Here is a 17,007-nt window from a genome sequence, read left to right as displayed (position 1 = left end):
TGACCCAGGCGCCGACCGCACCAGCGGCGGAATGCGATATGCTCCCGCGTCTGCAAGTCTCCTCTCCAGTGGGGCTTGAGCTCATCGACGAGCCATGCGTCTTGGCCAGCCGTTTCCGCCGCGGATATTCCCACTCTAGGCTGGAGCCATAGAACGGCGAAGAACAGAGATCCTGCATCGAAAAGAAGGCACATGCTACCGAAACATCTGCGCCGCCTCGAAGCTGAATCGATTGAAATCATGCGTGATGTGGTCGCCGAGTTCAAAAGGCCGGTCATGCTTTACTCGATCGGAAAAGACTCAAGCGTAATGCTGCACATTGCAATCAAGGCGTTCTATCCGGCAAAATTGCCGTTTCCCCTGCTTCACGTTGACACGACCTGGAAGTTCCGCGAGATGATCAGCTTCCGGGACGCGACAGCCAGGCGGCTCGGCCTCGACCTGATCGTCCATGTCAACAAGGAGGGCCTCGCGCGCGGGATCAATCCGATCGATTCCGGCTCCGCGCTCCATACCCAGGTGATGAAGACCGACGCGCTGAAGCAGGCGCTCGACCTCCACGGATTTGATGCTGCCTTTGGCGGAGCGCGGCGCGATGAGGAAAAGAGTCGCGCAAAAGAACGGATACTCTCCTTCCGTTCGGCCGGACACGTATGGGACCCCCGTAATCAGCGGCCGGAGCTCTGGAACCTGTTCAACACACGGATCCGCCAGGGCGAAACCATGCGCGTGTTTGCGATGTCAAACTGGACCGAGCTCGAGGTGTGGGAATACATCATGCTCGAGAAGATTCCGGTGGTTCCGCTCTACTTCGCGAACCAAAGACCGATAGTGCGTCGAAATGGTGCGATGATCATGGTCGATGACCAGCGATTGCCGCTTAACGGCGACGAGACGCCGGAAATGCGCATGATCCGCTTTCGCACGCTTGGATGTTATCCTTTGAGCGGAGCTATTGAATCCGATGCGACGACGATCGAAGATATCGTCGCGGAAATGCAGACTACGACTGTGTCGGAGCGCCAGGGACGCCTAATTGATGCCGACGAAGCCGCTTCAATGGAGAAGAAGAAGCGGGAAGGCTACTTTTGATGTTTACGAATCCGGCAACAGAACTGGTCCCGGCCAGGACGAAGGATCAGCTGCGATTCATCACATGTGGCTCGGTGGACGACGGCAAATCGACGCTGATCGGCCGATTGCTGCACGACAGCAAGATGATCTACCACGATCAGCTCACGGCGCTGGAACGCGACAGCATCAAGCATGGTAGCACCGGCAATGACATCGACTTCGCGCTGCTCGTGGACGGGCTGGAGGCCGAACGGGAGCAGGGCATCACAATCGATGTCGCCTACCGCTTCTTCACGACGCCGCGGCGCTCCTTCATGGTGGCCGACACTCCCGGCCACGAGCAGTATACCCGCAATATGGCTACCGGCGCCTCGCATGCCCAGCTCGCCATCATCCTGATCGATGCCCGCAAAGGCGTGATGGTTCAGACCCGCCGCCACTCCTTTATCTGCTCGCTGCTCGGTATTCGCCATGTCGTGCTGGCAGTGAACAAGATCGATCTTGTGGCATATAACAAGGAGTGCTTCGATCGGATCGCCCGTGACTATCTGGCCTTTGCCGCCGGTCTCAGCTTCACCTCGATTGTTCCGATCCCGATCTCGGCCCGCTACGGCGACAACGTCGTGGACCGCTCCGCTCATGCCAACTGGTATCATGGTCCCTGCCTGCTCGAGCATTTGGAGAGCATTGACATCCAGTCCGGCACCGCAAGCCAGGCTTTCCGCTTTCCGGTCCAATGGGTAAACCGGCCAAACCCGGATTTTCGGGGCTATGCCGGGTCGGTGGCTTCCGGGAGGATCTCGACAGGAGACGAGATCGTTGTCGCTGCGTCGGGGCGGACCACGCGCGTCAAGCGGATCGTGACCCACGATGGTGACCTCGTCGCCGCCGAAGCCGGGGATGCGGTTACCATTACACTGGAAGACGAAATCGATATCAGTCGTGGCGACATTCTGTCGCGACCGGACGACCGACCGAAGGTGGCCGACCAGCTTGCTGCTTATGTGATCTGGATGGACAAGGAGCCGCTCGCTCCCGGACGCAATTACGTCCTGCGGATTGGATCGCAGACGATTTCTGGCAGCATTACCACAATTAGGCATCGAATCGACGTCAACACTTGTGAGCATCTGGCCGCCGGGACGCTTTCCCTCAACGAGATCGCCTTCTGCGATGTTGTGACCGCAACGCCCGCCGTATTCGATCCTTACGACCTCAATCGAAAGACCGGATCATTTATCGTCATCGATCGTTACACGAATCGTACGGTCGGGGCCGGCATGATTGCCTTTCCGCTACGGCGGGCCACCAATATTGCTAGGCAAGCGCTATCCGTGGACAGGAGGGAGCGCGCCGCGCTCAAGAATCAGAAGCCTTGCGTCATCTGGTTCACTGGCTTGTCTGGCGCGGGAAAGTCGACGATTGCCAACCTTGTTGATCAAAAGCTGTTTGCGATGTCGCGGCATACCATGCTGCTGGATGGCGACAACCTCCGGCACGGATTGAACGCGGACCTCGGTTTCTCGGAGACGGATCGCGTGGCGAACATCCGGCGTGTCGGCGAAGTTGCCAAGTTGATGGCGGACAGCGGCTTGATCGTGATCTGCTCGTTCATCTCGCCCACTAGGGCCGAACGGGACAGGGTGCGCAGCCTGGTTGGCAAGGATGAGTTCATAGAAGTCTTTGTCGATACGCCGCTCGAGGAATGCGCGCGGCGAGACCCAAAAGGCCTGTATTCAAAGGTGAGATCCGGCAAGATCAAGAACTTCACCGGGATCGATTCGTGCTACGAAGCACCAACGACACCGGAGGTTCATCTCAGGACCATGGAGCAGACCCTAGAGCATTCAGCGGAAGCGGTAGTGGATGTCTTGATGGCGCGGTCAATTCTTGATGGTTAGAGGTCCCTCGCGTCGCACCATCGATTCGCACGATATCCCGCAAGCCGGCCAAGGCGATCCAGCTCTGGCGAGCCTGCGATCGGACTTTTGGCTCTAAAGGAACAAAATGGTCGCACCCACTCGTCGATTGCCCGCTTCCGGTTATGTGCTCGAAGTGGATGGCCAACTCAAAACCGAGTACGCGAGCAGAGATGGAGCATGGGCGGGAGCGGAGGAGCTCAAGAAACGCCGTCCCATGCTCCAGATCAGAATCTACGATGTGACAACAAAGTCCAGAGAGGAAGTCCGACTTCCAGTAAGTTGACTTTTCGCTTGGCGCTTCTTGCTGCGCGTACGGCCAGCGACACGCCGAGCTCCCGTTAAAGCCGAGCCGGACAGCGTCTCGGCCGGCTTCGATCTCTCGCGCAGTATGAGGGGCCTCGGTTTCCGGGCTTGGCCGCATCCGGCGAGCGGGCACTTGTTTTCAGGACCCGAATTTGGCAGTCGACCACGACTCCCTCCTGTCGCGGCCATGCCGGCTTTCGGCAAGCTTGCTTCGGTGGCCCGCCGCTCGACGGCGGACAACGCCTGCCTACACCCGCGCCTTGGCATTGCGAGACAAAGCAGCCGCGAACCTTAGCCATCCCGTGCTGCGCTACGGACTTCCGCGCTTCGGGTTCTGCTCCGTACCGCCTGCCGTCGTTGATCGTCATGAAGGCGGCCATGGCGCGGCCGAAAAGGCAAGGGAGCTCATCCATGGCAAGCGACAAGGACGATCTCTTGATGATCTGCTCTGGTCAACCGTCAACCTGTTCGACCGCGCGGTAGACCGCGTCGAACGCGAGCTCGCCATCAACGAGCAGGCGCTGCAGAGGGGCCAACGCGAGCAGAACGGCTGCGAGATGCGATCCGTCGAATCAGAGCGCCTTACCGCCGAGGTACTTGCGCTCCATTGAGTGTTGGACGCGATGGAACTCCTTTCACTTTGGGCCTTACGATTTGGACCAGCCCGTCAACCGCGGCACGCTCGCCACGGCGATGATCGTTCGTGAGACTTTCTCGCCACGAAGCGGAGTGCAGGCCCGAGAGATGCTGCCAGCCTAACGATCGCGCTCACAGAGGGACACGTGCCACTCATCTGGAGTCGAGTCGACCTGGTCCTAGCAAAGCAGGACGACAGGTTCTGCGTCACGGCGCCTCGCCGAAAGGTCGAACTGTTCGTTGCTAAAGCGACAGCAATCGCAAGGTCGCTCAGATTACCTTCAAGCCGGATTCGACCACAGCCTGCCAAGGGCGCTTCATTCAGCGCAACGACACCTGACAGCGGCGGTCATGTGCGACGAGGCGTACACTTTCCAGGTGCCAGCTATCCAGGAGGATCTCGGCGGCATGGCGGAGAAGCTCGGTACCTCCATCTGCGGTATGGCGAGGAATACGTGAACGGAAAGGCTGGCCATCCTTACCTGCTGGTATGCGGCCGCAGGCGGAATGCCGAATGTCCTGATGTCGAACTCTCAAAATACTTCAGCTCGCTGTGAACCTCCGCACTCCGCTGCCTACGTCGGCTTGTCGCCGCCAGATGGGAGTACGTCAGGAAAAAAATCTCACGAGAAAATCCCCGGAGAGGGTTGAAACGCCCCTAACGTCAAGTTGTACGATCTCGAAATGGACAGCGACAGTCATCAGCGTCCCAAACCTCCAACGAGCTACGAAGTGCGAATGCATCAAGTCTCAAGCCCATGCATCAGACTCCCGCTGCCTGCGACGTCATCAAGTGTGCCATGCCTTAATCTGCATCCCGGCGCGATGATCCGGCTGCATCGCTTTCCTAATGTCAGGTTTGCCTGAATGACGCAGGTTCGCACGTAAGTCGGTCGGTCGACCTGCCGCTTCGCGACGCAAGAAGGCGACCGCGCTCACGCCTGCGCATGCGTGATGGCTAGATGACAGCGCGCGTCGCCGCCGGTTGCGTTCGAGGGCGCGGTCGCAAGGCCAATATCTTGGAGGTGATGAATGGTATCGGTGAGCAGCTTTGTGAAAGATCGCTCTGCATCTGCGATGAGATGTGGAGGTTGTCATCCGGCAGGGTTTCGGACACAGACGCGAAGCGCGCCCGCAATCTATGGGCATCTGACCCGAAGCTGTTGAACGGAGGAAGTCGACACTCGCCACAGGGGCTCCCTGGTGGGGTGGGCGTACTCCAGGTCTATTGAAGAATACAACTTGAGGAGGAATGGTTTGATAAGACAGCGCTCTTTGCTGACGCCTGGTCCATTGTCGTTATCGCTGGCGGTCAGGAGCCAGATGCAGCTTGATCTCGCATCGCGCGATTGCGAGTTCAAGGAAGTGACCGCCTGCATGAGGCGGCTGATGCTCAACTTGCTGGGAAATGCTGACGACTATTCGGTCGTGCCTATTCAGGGAGGGGGCTCCTTTGCGATGGAGGCCGCTCTCTCTTCATTTGTGTCCCGAGCCCACAGGCCGCTCGTTTGCATAAACGGCATCTATGGCGAGCGTATTTTGCAAATCTTGCGGCTGTGGGGCGTCGAAGCACTGAAGCTTGTGAAGCGAGCGACCGATCCTTTGGATCCTCAAGAAATTGGCGAGCATCTGAGCCGAAATCCTGGCGTTACGCACCTGTGCTTCGTGCATTGTGAGACGACAACCGGAATCGTCAATCCGCTGGACGCGATCGTGGAGGAGGCGAGAAGACGTGGCGTAAAGACCATCGTCGATGGGATGAGTTCCTTCGGCGGCCTTAATATCGACCTGAGCCAGCGTGGACCTGACGTCCTGGTCACGTCGAGCAACAAGTGCATAGAAGGGCCGCCGGGAGTGGCGTTTGTCATCGCGTCCCGCGAGCTGCTGGAGAATGCGGTTCAAGAACCGAGGTCGTTTGTCCTCGACGTGAGAGATCAATGGCTCTCGCTCGAGCGCACCGGTGAGTGGCGGTCGACCCCTCCCACCCACATCGTTCAGGCAACGACAAAGGCCCTGAAGATTCTGCACGAGGAGGGCATCGATGCCAGACGCTGCAGGTACGAAAAGGTCAGGGACGATCTCGTCAAGGAACTCGAAGGACTGGTGTCTCCGCTGCTGTCCGCGGACTTGCAGTCGCCGGTCTGCGTCGCGTTCAGTGCGCCGTCGGGAATCGTGGACCAGGCAGGATTCGATGGGCTTTATCGCCACTTGGCGGCCCACAACCTTTACATCTACTCAAAGCTGCATCTTGCCACGCGGAGTTTTCGCGTCGGTTGCATTGGGGAAATCCAATCCAGCTGGATCGAGCAGTTGGGGTGCGCTTTTCGTACATATTTCCGGTCCGGTCAGGCTCGGTTAGCAAAGCCGATGTCGGGCCAAGAGGCATGCGGGGCTCGCATAAAGATGCCGGCTCGAGTGGCTGGGGACCCGCGGCTGCCGTTTTCGGCCGAGACTGCTGTTCTGCATGCGGGCTATCGGCGAGACCCGGCGACGAAAGCCGTCGCAGTGCCGATTTACCAGAATACGGCTTATGAACTCGATGGCGATCTCAACCACATCGCTGACGTCTACAACGTCAAGGCCGATGGGTTCACCTACACAAGGATCATCAATCCAACGACCCGCGCGCTGGAAAGGCGCTACGCCGCCGTCGATATGGGGAGCGACTCGCTCGCCGTTGCGTCAGGTCAAGCAGCGACGTTCCTTGCGATCGTCAACCTGTCAAGTGGCGAAGTGGGGGACAATGTCGTCGCCTCTCCGTATCTATATGGCAATACCTGGAACCTGCTCCACAACACATTAAAGCGTCTTGGGATCAGCGTGAGGACGGCCGATCCTCGAAAGCCCGAGACATTTGAACGTGCCATTGATGATCGCACGATATGCCTGTTCGGAGAGGTGATTTCGAATCCTTGTCTGATTCCGCTCCCCGTCAAACAGCTGGCCGAGATCGGCCGAAAGTACGGCGTGCCTTTGGTCGTGGACAATACGACGACGCCACTGGTATGCCGGCCGTCAGATCTCGGCGCTGCTATTACGACGTACTCCGCAACGAAATATATATGCGGCCACGGTACGACGCTCGGTGGACTGATCGTTGACAACGGCGAGTTTAGCTACCGGGGAGCCTCTCGCTTTCCCTTGTTCAACCGTCCCGACGATGCGCATGGCGGAGTTGTTTGGCATAATGCGGTGCGCGATGTCGACGATCTTGGAAGGAGCGAGTTTCTTCTCAAGGCTCGCATGACCTGGTTGCGCGATACCGGCGCAGCCATCGCCCCGTTTGCGAGCTTTCAACTGATCCAAGGGCTTGAAACGCTGCCACTTCGCATGAAGCAGCACTGCGCGAATGCCAGGATCGTGGCCGACGTTCTCAAGGAGCATCCAAAAGTGCGCCGTGTCTTCTACCCCGGGCTCTTCGAAGGCGCCGATCGGGAAACCGTTGAACAGACACTCAATGCTGCATACGGACACGGGGCGATGGTCATGTTCGAGGTGGAGGACGAACAAGCCGGGCGCAAGTTCATCCAGAACGTCGACTTGATGTATCACGTTTCGAATGTAGGCGATGCCCGCACGCTCGTGACCCATCCTGTCTCGACGACCCACACCACCGTCCCGCGGGAAAAGCGCGAAGCCGCCGGCATATTTGGCGGCTCGATCCGGCTTTGCGTCGGCATCGAAGATGTCAACGACATCCTGCGCGATCTGGACAAGGCGCTTTCCGCAATCTGACAACCTGCAAGGCGATCAGGAGGAGGTTCTCATGAATCAGGCAGACGCTTGGAAATTGAGGTCATCACGCTATGAGGCCGTTCAATTCAGCCGAGAAATCAATAAGCAGCTCTCCGAGCTCAGGCCCGACAACATAACGGGAGCGGCTTATATTGCCAAAGATTACGCTGTCATCACAGCGTGTACGCTCGCGACTGTGTCGGTCTCATGGTGGCTCTACCCGCTGGCCGTCCTTCTGATTGGCGCCTATCAGCGCGGATTGACAACCATTGCTCATGATGCGGCTCACCGCACGCTCGCGAAGAACACGACCTGGAACTACGTCCTGGGCATTCTGTTCGCTTCCTATCCCTTGTTCCAGCGCCACTGGGCCTACCGGATCTCGCACGTCTATTTGCATCATCCCTATCTCGGAGATCCGGACAAGGATCCCGACCTGAAGTTCTTTCTGGCCAGCGGCGTTTACAACGTGCAGCCTCCGGAGCGGTACGCTTTCAACATGATCTGGAAGCCGATCTTCGGCGGCGCGACAGTAGCGTATCTGAAGTATCTTTGGGCCAATCGATTTTCGATCACAGATGTCGAGGAGCAGAGCCGCTCAGGCATACTTATCGACAAGTATGGCTTCTATCTCTTCTGGATCAGCATCCTGGCCGGGTCATATGCTGTTGGGCTGCTCCATATCGTCGTCCTGTTTTGGATCGTGCCCTATCTCACCACGTTTCAGGTCCTCGGATGGTTTATCGAGCTAGCCGAGCACTCACCTATGTGCGAAACCGAGACGCAGAACGTCTATCTCACCAGGAATCGGAAAGGAAACTTCCTCGAACGAGCCATCCTCGGACAGAATCTGGATGAGTACCACCTTGAGCATCATCTTTCGCCGGGCATCCCGTTTTGGCTGTTGCGCAAAGCTCAGAAAATCCGAATGCAGGATCCGAACTATGCGAAGGTTGCCGCGACCTGGGGTGGTCTCTTTGTCAAGGGACCTCAAGGTCAACCTAGCGTCATAGGTCAGTTAAAAGAGCGAAATCGACGCTTGTATGAGCAGGCCGTTGCCGAGGTTCGCGCGCGAGGGCAGCTCGCGTGACGTTTCTACGGCCAGAGAGCACCCGAGCCGTGGTCGGCGTCACTTCGAACCGTCTTCTGGTCGATGGTGTGCATCGCGACTGGTTGCGGCGCAAGTACTTGCAGGCACTCCATCGTCATGCGGGAGTGGCTTGCGTCATATTGCCGACGATCGACGCCGAAGATGCGAGGGAGGAGATCGCCCCGGCGATCATGCGCCGGCTCGACGGCTTAGTGTTGACAGGTGATGAATCGAACATCGACCCCGCCGTCCTGAGAGCGCCTGCGTCCTTGACGCAGGCTGATCGGCAGGACGTTGAGCTTGGGATCCTTGACCGTCCGCGGGACAGGCTCTCTGCCGTAACTATAGAGAGCGCCATCGCGCTCGGAATGCCTATTCTGGGCATCTGCCGTGGGCTTCAGGAACTCAACGTCTATTTCGGCGGCACGCTCCGCTCATCGCTTGCGGAGTGGAAGCCGGAAAGTGGCGCGATGCATGCCGAGAAGCCAGATCGTCCAAGAGACCGTCAGTACGACGCCGCGCACACCGTCAGGATATGCTCCGATGGCGCGCTCTTTCCAATCGCGCGGACGATCGAAGCGCAAGTCAACTCGCTGCACAATCAAGGCATCGAGGCGCTTGCCCCGGCGCTGAGGCGCGAGGCGTGGGCGCCTGACGGTTTGGTCGAGGCGGCTTCGGTCATTGGCGCCCCGACGCTCCAAATCGGTGTGCAATGGCACCCCGAATGGCACGTCTCAACCGATCTCCTCAGCAAGCAACTGTTCAAGGCATTTGGAGAGGCGTGTGTTGGGTACTACCGAACTAAGAAGAACTAGAGGCAGGTTGTGACATTTCAAACCAAACGTGGTCCGTGCACGTCGAAAGGACACTCCCTCGGAGCCGAAGCACGCGTCCGGTCCTGCGAGGGCCGTGCGCCGCCTCGCGGGCACAGGAAGACTGGAGGATTGGCGAATCGCTTCGTTCTGGGAGTCCTATTTGTGGCGCTTTATGTCGTCGTGAGCGCGGCAGGCGAGGTTTATGCGGCGTCGTATTTTCAGCAAGCGGATGTGTTCGTCGCGCTCCTGCTGACCTTCGCTGTGGTTTGTCTGATGTTCAATCTCCTGGCTCGCCAGGAAGGACGCGAGGCAACGGTGGCGAAATGGTCGCTCCTCGTCTTCGTCGCGCTCAATGTCGTGACAGCAATCAGCTGGATCGGCCTATTTATCGGACTGAAATACGCTGAACCTGCGATCGTCATCGCCTTCATGGTGGCGCTGGGGCCCACCGCAACAGTGTGGTTAAACGCACTGATCAGGCGCCAGGGTGCCCCTCCAGCATCCGATATTGTCGTGAGCGTTACGATCGCAACGATCGGGAGTTACATGATTTGGATCTCGGCCAGCGGCAACGCAGGCGTGGAGTGGGGGGCTCGATCGTCCTTCGGCATCGTCTTGGCGATCGTGGCCGGCCTATCGCTGGCCCTTACAAATATACTTGTCAAACTGCTGTTCGATCGTGGGTTTTCTGGCCGACAAGTCCTGGCGCATCGCTTTTATGGAACGATTCTCTTGCTGCTGGGACTGGTCGACCATTCATCTATCGTGCCTGAGATCTCGCAGCATTGGTTTGCGATCGCGGCAATTGGGCTGTCGACGATCATTGTTCCTTTGCTCTTGATCCAGCAGGGCATTCGCCGGGTAGAGCCCTTCACCGTCAACATGGTCCTGTCCACCGCCCCTATCATCACCTTCCTGTTCCAGTACTTCGATTCTCGCATCGTGCTTTCGTTACATACGTTCATAGGAAATGCTCTCATTACGGCTGTCGCTGTCGGAAACATCTACTTGCAGTATCGGAGATCCGCATGAAAGAACGGAGTTGTGTAATCGTAGACGCATATTCTACCGGCCGATACCTACCGGAAGAATTCAAGCGCTATGGAATTGGAACGGTGCATGTGATGTCGGCTGCACAGATTCCGTCCATATTCCAATCGCATTTCAATGCGGATCTTTATGATGAAGTCATTCGCCCCACCGAGCGCATGGGATATGACGACATCGTTGATTATCATCTTCAGGCTCTCCATGGCCGGGAATTGGAGTTCGTTGTCGCGGGCTGCGAGACCGGAGTTGAACTCGCCGATTCTCTGTCGGAGCGGCTTGGCTTACCATCAAATGGGACTGCGCTATCCGCTGCTCGGCGTGACAAAGCGCGATTGTCTTGCGCGCTGACCTTTGCAGGCGTGCGATCGATCAGACAAGTCGTGTCCGACAGTCCTGTAGAGATCGCGAGCTGGAAGCGTGAAGCGAAGTTCGATCAGATCGTGATCAAGCCGCTGAACAGTACGGGTACCGAGGATGTATTCTTTTGCTCGACAGACGCTGATATTCAGCGGGCTGTGAGCGCAATTGTCGGGAAGACGAACCGTGTCGGAGCGTTGAATCGTTTTGCCCTTGGGCAAGAAAAAATAAACGGCCAGCAATATACCGTAAATGCCGTCTCGATCGAAGGGGAAGCCTTCGTTACGGAGGCGTGGACCTATGACACGGTTCCGATTGAGAGGGCATCATCGGTCTGCTCACTTGAGAGATTGTTGGGGGGCAACGAACCAATCGTTCAGGAACTGTCCGACTACTTGGTGCGTGCGTTGCAGGCACTACAGATCGTCGACGGACCGGCTCATGCTGAGATCATCGTCGATCATCGGGGACCGGTTCTGGTGGACTTCGGAGCGAGGCTTCAAGGGACCATGTCGGCAAAAGCACGAACGATGGCGTTGGGGCACAACCATATGACCTTGACGGCCTGGCGTTACGCAGATCCCAAGGGCTTTGGTGAATATATGAGGCTGCGCGGGCCCTACAAGCGGCAGGCTCACGCACTTTGCGTCTCGCTGATCTCAGATATGAGCGGTGTCGTTGCCGGTTACCCGGGACTCGAAGCAATCCGCAAGCTCCCGAGCTTCGCGGATGCCATTGCATTCGTCCCGATTGGTCAAGAGCTAGTTCCCACGATCGACTTAGTGTCGACACCAGGCATCGTTTATCTCGTGAATAGCGACTTGACTCAGCTTGAGAATGACTATCGCAAGTTGCGAGCAATGCGGATGGACCAGGTGTTCGATTTGGTGATGCAGGATCGCGACTGATGCCAACTGATCCCAGGTTGACCGGAGCGAATCCAGCCCGCGCGGCGATGGTCGGCTTAAGCGACTTCGATGGCGTTCTGCGAGGCAAACACGTCTTAGGTGAAGATCTCGCGGGTGAAGATAAAGTTATCAAGTTCTCTGAAGCGGTGCTGGCGTGGGATTGTACGGACCGGGTCATTCCGGCCAGTTTCACGCAAAAGCCGCTATCGGCGTTCGGAGATGCTGACCTGCGGATTTTGTCAGGCACCGGCCGTTCGGTGTCTCATCTCGGCGATCAATATCTCTATCTCGCGGAGTTCGCGGGCGCACATGAGAACATCTGTCCGCGCGGTGTTCTGCGTAAGGTCCTGCGAAGGACTGCTGACCACGGATACGACTGCACTGCCGGGTTCGAGTTTGAATTTATGCTGTTTAAGGAGAACGCAGACACGATTGAAGACAAGCCGTTCGGCGAATGGGCTCCTTTAACGCGCGGCCCGTTCGGCTACTCGATTGCGCGCTCTGTCGCACAACATGAGCTGTTCGATGAGATCTTGGCGATTTGTGAGAAGGCTAGAATACCTCTCAGCGGACTACACTTTGAAACGGGACCTGCCGTTGTCGAAGCGTCACTTCGTCATTGTGATGCGCTGGAAGCCGCCGATCGAGCAATCATATTCAAGTCGATGATAAAAGCCTGGGCGCAAACGCGAGGCATGATGGCTACATTCATGGCCAAGGTTTCCGAGAAATGGCCCGGCCAGTCCGGCCATATTCACATCTCGATGTCCTCGGATAGTAAAAATGTATTCTACGACGGTGATGCGTTAGGCAACGTCTCCGATCTTATGAGGCAATTCATCGCCGGACAACTAGAATACATGAATGAGTTCTGTGTGCTCGCTGCGCCGAACGTCAACAGCTACAAGAGATTGGTACCTGGCTGCTGGGCACCAATCTGTCCAAGCTGGGGCCTTGACAACCGCTCCTGCGCGGTTCGCGCCATTCCGGGAGAGCCATCTGCGCATCGCCTGGAATATAGGCTGCCTGGCGCAGACGTGAACCCGTATCTCGCGCTCGCATGTGCGATTGGTTCAGGAATATTGGGCGTCGAGACAGGTCCGGAACTACCGGCTTCGATCGTCGGTGATGCAAGCCTGGAAATGTGTCGTCCGTCCGCGAGGCTGCCTCAAAGCCTATCAGAGGCAACATCTCGGTTTGCAGAGTCTGCAGCGGCCAGTGATGTCTTCGGAGAAAGGTTTGTTGAAGCGTTCGCTTGCTCGCGCCGTTGGGAGTGGGAATCCGTTCAACATCGGGTCACCGACTTTGAACGTCGGAGATACTTCGAGATCATTTAGCTTGAGCTCTTCGCTAGTTCTGAACCTCCTTCCGTTGGCCGGTGCCGGCGCGACCATCGCGGCTGTCTGTGCCGCTGATGTTGAGCTTCATACAGAGCAAGTGTGCGTTACTCGTTAAGTGAGGACCTTGGGAACGGTGAGGAGGTCTGCTATTATCTGCTCTATGGCAGCAACCGCGATTGCTCCGTTCTAGCAACGAACAACACCATTTCCATTCGCATCAATGAAGACGTTCTCGACTTCTTCAAGCGGGAAGGCATGGTCGATTATGCTCAGAGCACGAGCCGAAGAGGCCCGTGATGCGCGACGCTGTAGCCGAGCCGCAGAGCCACGCAGGACGCGAGGCTCACCATTAATGGGGGCAGCGCGACCAGACGATGGCTTAGCCGCCGCCGGCCACAACGAGGCTGGCGTTGATCGGTGCTGACTTATACTCTTGGCGCGGCGCTCTGAAATCCCATCAGGGAAGAGGTCCCAGTCACCTTGGGTCCATTAAGTTCATGAGAGAGCGATGGCGGCGAACGCTACACGGCCATCTTGGGACCGAAAGGCCCCAACGACGTTCAACTCATTCATCACCCTCGGCCAACTTTGCCGAGTGAAGCTGCGGCACCAAGGACTTCCTCAGATATCTATGGCGGTCTTGCGCCAGGGTTTGATTCGCCGGCACTTTTCGAATGGCGTGAGGACGCTCCTTCGGCGCTGGCGCCAAACCTTTCCCTGCCGTCTGCCGCACCGGCATCAGGCCATCAGCCACTCCCGCAAGTGCCTGAACTGAGAGAGTTGTTCGGCGATCACTGGACGCACGGCCCCCAAGAGGCTTCGCCTGTCGTGATCGACATATTGCAGAGCCTAGGTCTTCTGCCGAGCCGGGATGTCCCAATGACCCGTTTCTTAGTCCACGGTCAGCCCTACACGGCCGAGAGCCTACCGGGAGGCCGCGTTCTTCTCTTCCATCGGCCGCAACTTGGCTGAACGGGGCTCGTGGGCACCTAGTGTTTCGGCACAGAGATTTTGAGTCTTTTTGCTTTCGGCACTCTGGTAGATATTTTAGAATAGAGAGCGGCCTAATTTGGTGCGCGCCTTCTCGATCGCGAACATCCAATTGATGGGTGCGCGCTCGGCGTTGCGGCGTTCTCCCATGCAGCGGTCTCTCTGACGAGATGGGCATAACTGTCGATGCGCCGGTCGAGACACTGACGGGCGAGCGCGCTAATCTCGATCTCGATGATGTTGAGCCAATTGGCATGCTTCGGGGGCAATGAAATTCGCGCATGCGCTCGGCAAAGTCGACGGCGGCCGGTGCTAGATGGCCTTCACTGGCCACATACCCCATTTGTACCTTTGGAGTGCACCACATGCTTCTGCGCCATGGCTTGAGATCGTTCTCGGCCAGGCGCCGTCTCGCGCGACAGGCTCTCCTGCGACGTCAGTCTGACCGTCTCGTCGGCCAGCAGCTCCAGTGTCCAGCGCGCGCGGTCGGAGGGCTGAAGCAGGAGGTGGCCACCAGAAGGACCTCTTCTTTGTCGTTGAGCTCGCGCTCTGCCCCTGCACGGGCTCTCCGCTCTGGGCGGCCACCGGGTTGCCTTGCGACAAAACGCCGACGGGTTCGATAGACCATCGAGTGGCCGACGTCCACGCTGCTGGCGATATCGTCACCACTCATCCCGGCATCGGCGGCATCTGCGCCTTTAGCTTGCGCACCGCCTGTCTGCCTCCGGCGCATCGAGGATGTGCTTGATTTGTACGCCGAGCCGCCCAATGAAGCAGTGCGGGCGCGGTCCGGATCCTACCGGCGGGGGGCTGAGTTGACGAAAGGTTCCTGCCGCATCCGCACTGCTGATGAGGCTGACGAGAAACATGACTCGGCGCCGACCGTTCTGGTACGCTAGCACTGTCCCTGCCACATCCCGCCAACCTCAACGGCTCTGTATCCGGGGGAGCTTACTGAAAGCTGACAGACCTGCGCGACAAATCACAAATGGAAGGGGCCCCAGGGCAGCTTGCCACTAGACGTCAGGACGTTCAGGTCCAGACAAAAGGCCGTTCGGCGCGCTTACGATCAGCGGCCGCTACAGCGGCGCGACGGACCGGAGGGGCGGTCAGCCTAGTCCACTGCAAGCTTTATGACTGATCGCCGGTTACGACATCCGGCTTCGGGCGGGTCTTCGAGGAGGAGAGTTTACCATTTGGATCACGCATCAGGCGCGTCCGGACCAAATACGTCGCACCGCTTACACAGTAGCGGTCTAGCTGGCTAGACATTCCTCGTGAACATGACCATATTGCCGAGCCGTCTCTCGATCCAAGAGCGCGCTATTGTCCGCAAAATGATAGACACAGCAGTTCTATTTAAGCCGCTCGGCTGCAGCCGTGATAACTTCGAAATTCTTGGTATCAGACATATGTTCCCTCACATGAACTCCTGGGACAAATCGCCAGGAGATTCTCTGACAATCGAACATCATCCGCTACATGGGGTGACCTACGCGCTTACGCTTGTTTTAGCGCTTTGCCGTCGATACGGGCTCCGGCCATTTCGTTATCACCGCCAGCGACGCAACACGGTGATGATCCGTGCGTCACTGGGCTTCGTCGACAAGGTGCTGCTGCCGGAGTTCACCGAGCTGGCGAGGTCGCTGCAAGTCTATCTGCACGAGGTGACGCCGCGCGTGATCCGCGACGAGTCTATGACGGACGACACCCGCGATGCGCAGGAAGTTACAGATGCCCTGCCGTCGAACTGATCAGGCGGCGAGCTTTGCCTCAGAACCATCGCGCTCGGCTTTCCAATTCCACGGCAACAGCATGTGCAGCCGATTGATCTTTGTACGTCCGGAGACGATGCGCTCGAGAACATTGGTCAGATAGTGCCGCGGATCGATGTCGTTCAGCTTCGCCGTGTTGATGAGCGACGCGAGAATGGCCCATGTCTCGGCCCCGCCTTCACTGCCGGCGAACAAGTAGTTCTTCTTTCCCAGGCCTATCGGCTTGATGCTGCGTTCGACCGTATTGCTGTCGATCTCGATGCGCCCGTCATCGATGAAGCGCGTCAGACCTTCCCAATGGTTGAGAGTGTAGCTGATGGCCTTGCCAAGACCGGACTTCTTCACGCGATCTCGGCGCTTGGAGCGGAAGACACAAAGTCCGCCGTCGTACGGATCGGCCCCAAACGCCTCGCTCACCAGCATCGCTAGCTAGTCCATGCCGTGACGGAAATCGATCGGCTGCGTCGCGATCCAGATCGACAACCCTGGTCGGAGCCCGATCATCGGCCAACCGTCCCTACTGCGGCCAGCACCTCGCACCGCGCCCGGCGGTCGACCGTCCCCCTGACACGGATACAAACCGCGCCGACCTCGATCTCGATTGCCGCCTGCTCTTCGCACGAGGGCAATTTGCCCCCGCAGCCGGTGATCGCGACCGGCAAAAGCCAGCTGGCACGTCTCCGTACCCGCGCTCCACCACCTTCGCCCGCATTGTCCGACGACGCCACAGAAACAACAGGCTTGGGCTGATGTCGTGTTGTCGCGCCATCGCGGACACGCTTGCACCCGGCGCAAAACTCTCCGCGACAATCGCCGCCTTCGCATCGGTCGACCAGCGCCGTCGCCGGCCCGTCCCGGTAATGATCTCGACACGCTGCAGCGTGTCCGAGCCGTCCTTGAGGATAGACGTATGCCTATCCTTATCGCCATCCTTACGACTATCCTTTGACATGGTGATCTCGTGACGAACCATTCCACGAGATCTTTCTAACCGACTAGATCAGCCCTCAGC

12 protein-coding genes are annotated in these 17,007 nt (G+C 58.0%); 10 read left to right on the top strand and 2 right to left on the bottom strand.

Translation table 11 applies throughout. From position 1 onward, the window contains the following. The first annotated feature begins 126 nt into the window (after window positions 1-126). The 10 genes from cysD to ACTEK7_RS11805 all read left to right on the top strand — a co-directional run bounded on the left by cysD (window position 127) and on the right by ACTEK7_RS11805 (window position 15,974). Window positions 127-1,092 (top strand): sulfate adenylyltransferase subunit CysD, encoded by a 966-nt coding sequence (cysD, locus tag ACTEK7_RS11850; RefSeq protein ID WP_225131002.1) that lies wholly within the window; start codon window positions 127-129, stop codon window positions 1,090-1,092. Further along, window positions 1,092-2,975, top strand: coding sequence for a sulfate adenylyltransferase subunit CysN (gene cysN, locus ACTEK7_RS11845; RefSeq protein WP_225130895.1), 1,884 nt, complete (start codon window positions 1,092-1,094; stop codon window positions 2,973-2,975). The genes cysD and cysN overlap by 1 nt, the downstream gene beginning before the upstream one ends. Before the next feature lie 590 nt (window positions 2,976-3,565). Further along, window positions 3,566-3,910, top strand: a complete 345-nt coding sequence (locus tag ACTEK7_RS11840) for a hypothetical protein (RefSeq protein WP_225147983.1) — start codon at window positions 3,566-3,568, stop codon at window positions 3,908-3,910. 1,348 nt (window positions 3,911-5,258) lie between these two features. Then, a complete protein-coding gene (locus ACTEK7_RS11835) occupies window positions 5,259-7,670 on the top strand; it encodes a 2-aminoethylphosphonate--pyruvate transaminase (protein WP_249782088.1) in 2,412 nt (803 codons plus the stop codon). A gap of 31 nt (window positions 7,671-7,701) precedes the next feature. Next, window positions 7,702-8,760: a dhydrorhizobitoxine desaturase gene (gene rtxC, locus ACTEK7_RS11830; protein ID WP_225130889.1), complete on the top strand. Its 1,059-nt coding sequence runs from the start codon at window positions 7,702-7,704 to the stop codon at window positions 8,758-8,760. Between the two features lie 29 nt (window positions 8,761-8,789). Next, a complete protein-coding gene (locus ACTEK7_RS11825) occupies window positions 8,790-9,575 on the top strand; it encodes a gamma-glutamyl-gamma-aminobutyrate hydrolase family protein (protein ID WP_225130887.1) in 786 nt (261 codons plus the stop codon). Between the two features lie 162 nt (window positions 9,576-9,737). Continuing rightward, on the top strand, window positions 9,738-10,607 hold the full coding sequence (locus ACTEK7_RS11820) for an EamA family transporter (RefSeq protein ID WP_225147982.1): 870 nt from the start codon (window positions 9,738-9,740) through the stop codon (window positions 10,605-10,607). Continuing rightward, complete coding sequence (locus tag ACTEK7_RS11815; RefSeq protein ID WP_225130883.1) at window positions 10,604-11,890, top strand: ATP-grasp domain-containing protein; 1,287 nt, start codon at window positions 10,604-10,606, stop codon at window positions 11,888-11,890. The genes ACTEK7_RS11820 and ACTEK7_RS11815 overlap by 4 nt, the downstream gene beginning before the upstream one ends. Continuing rightward, on the top strand, window positions 11,890-13,227 hold the full coding sequence (locus ACTEK7_RS11810) for a glutamine synthetase (RefSeq protein WP_225130881.1): 1,338 nt from the start codon (window positions 11,890-11,892) through the stop codon (window positions 13,225-13,227). Before ACTEK7_RS11815 ends, ACTEK7_RS11810 begins: the two co-directional genes overlap by 1 nt. Before the next feature lie 2,276 nt (window positions 13,228-15,503). Further along, window positions 15,504-15,974, top strand: coding sequence for a hypothetical protein (locus ACTEK7_RS11805; RefSeq protein ID WP_225131000.1), 471 nt, complete (start codon window positions 15,504-15,506; stop codon window positions 15,972-15,974). Here ACTEK7_RS11805 and ACTEK7_RS11800 read toward each other — a convergent pair whose 3' ends face one another. Together ACTEK7_RS11800 and ACTEK7_RS11795 are read right to left on the bottom strand one after the other, a co-directional pair. Continuing rightward, window positions 15,975-16,418 (bottom strand): IS66 family transposase, encoded by a 444-nt coding sequence (locus ACTEK7_RS11800; protein WP_463671670.1) that lies wholly within the window; start codon window positions 16,416-16,418, stop codon window positions 15,975-15,977. Between the two features lie 94 nt (window positions 16,419-16,512). Further along, a complete protein-coding gene (locus ACTEK7_RS11795) occupies window positions 16,513-16,947 on the bottom strand; it encodes a transposase (RefSeq protein ID WP_463671669.1) in 435 nt (144 codons plus the stop codon). Between the last annotated feature and the right edge of the window lie 60 nt (window positions 16,948-17,007).

This window comes from Bradyrhizobium sp. JHI2711, from assembly GCF_056156565.1.
The sequence above is the reverse complement of the archived record's forward strand: the minus strand, read 5'-3'. Positions and strand labels throughout refer to the sequence as shown.

Excerpts from the sequence above, each read along its gene's own strand:
- cysN (WP_225130895.1), top strand. The coding sequence starts at position 1,092 with ATGTTTACGAATCCGGCAACAGAACTGGTCCCGGCCAGGACGAAGGAT.
- ACTEK7_RS11835 (WP_249782088.1), top strand. The coding sequence starts at position 5,259 with ATGCAGCTTGATCTCGCATCGCGCGATTGCGAGTTCAAGGAAGTGACC.
- rtxC (WP_225130889.1), top strand. The coding sequence starts at position 7,702 with ATGAATCAGGCAGACGCTTGGAAATTGAGGTCATCACGCTATGAGGCC.
- ACTEK7_RS11815 (WP_225130883.1), top strand. The coding sequence starts at position 10,604 with ATGAAAGAACGGAGTTGTGTAATCGTAGACGCATATTCTACCGGCCGA.
- ACTEK7_RS11810 (WP_225130881.1), top strand. The coding sequence starts at position 11,890 with ATGCCAACTGATCCCAGGTTGACCGGAGCGAATCCAGCCCGCGCGGCG.
- ACTEK7_RS11805 (WP_225131000.1), top strand. The coding sequence starts at position 15,504 with ATGACCATATTGCCGAGCCGTCTCTCGATCCAAGAGCGCGCTATTGTC.
- ACTEK7_RS11800 (WP_463671670.1), bottom strand. The coding sequence starts at position 16,418 with ATGCTGGTGAGCGAGGCGTTTGGGGCCGATCCGTACGACGGCGGACTT.
- ACTEK7_RS11795 (WP_463671669.1), bottom strand. The coding sequence starts at position 16,947 with ATGTCAAAGGATAGTCGTAAGGATGGCGATAAGGATAGGCATACGTCT.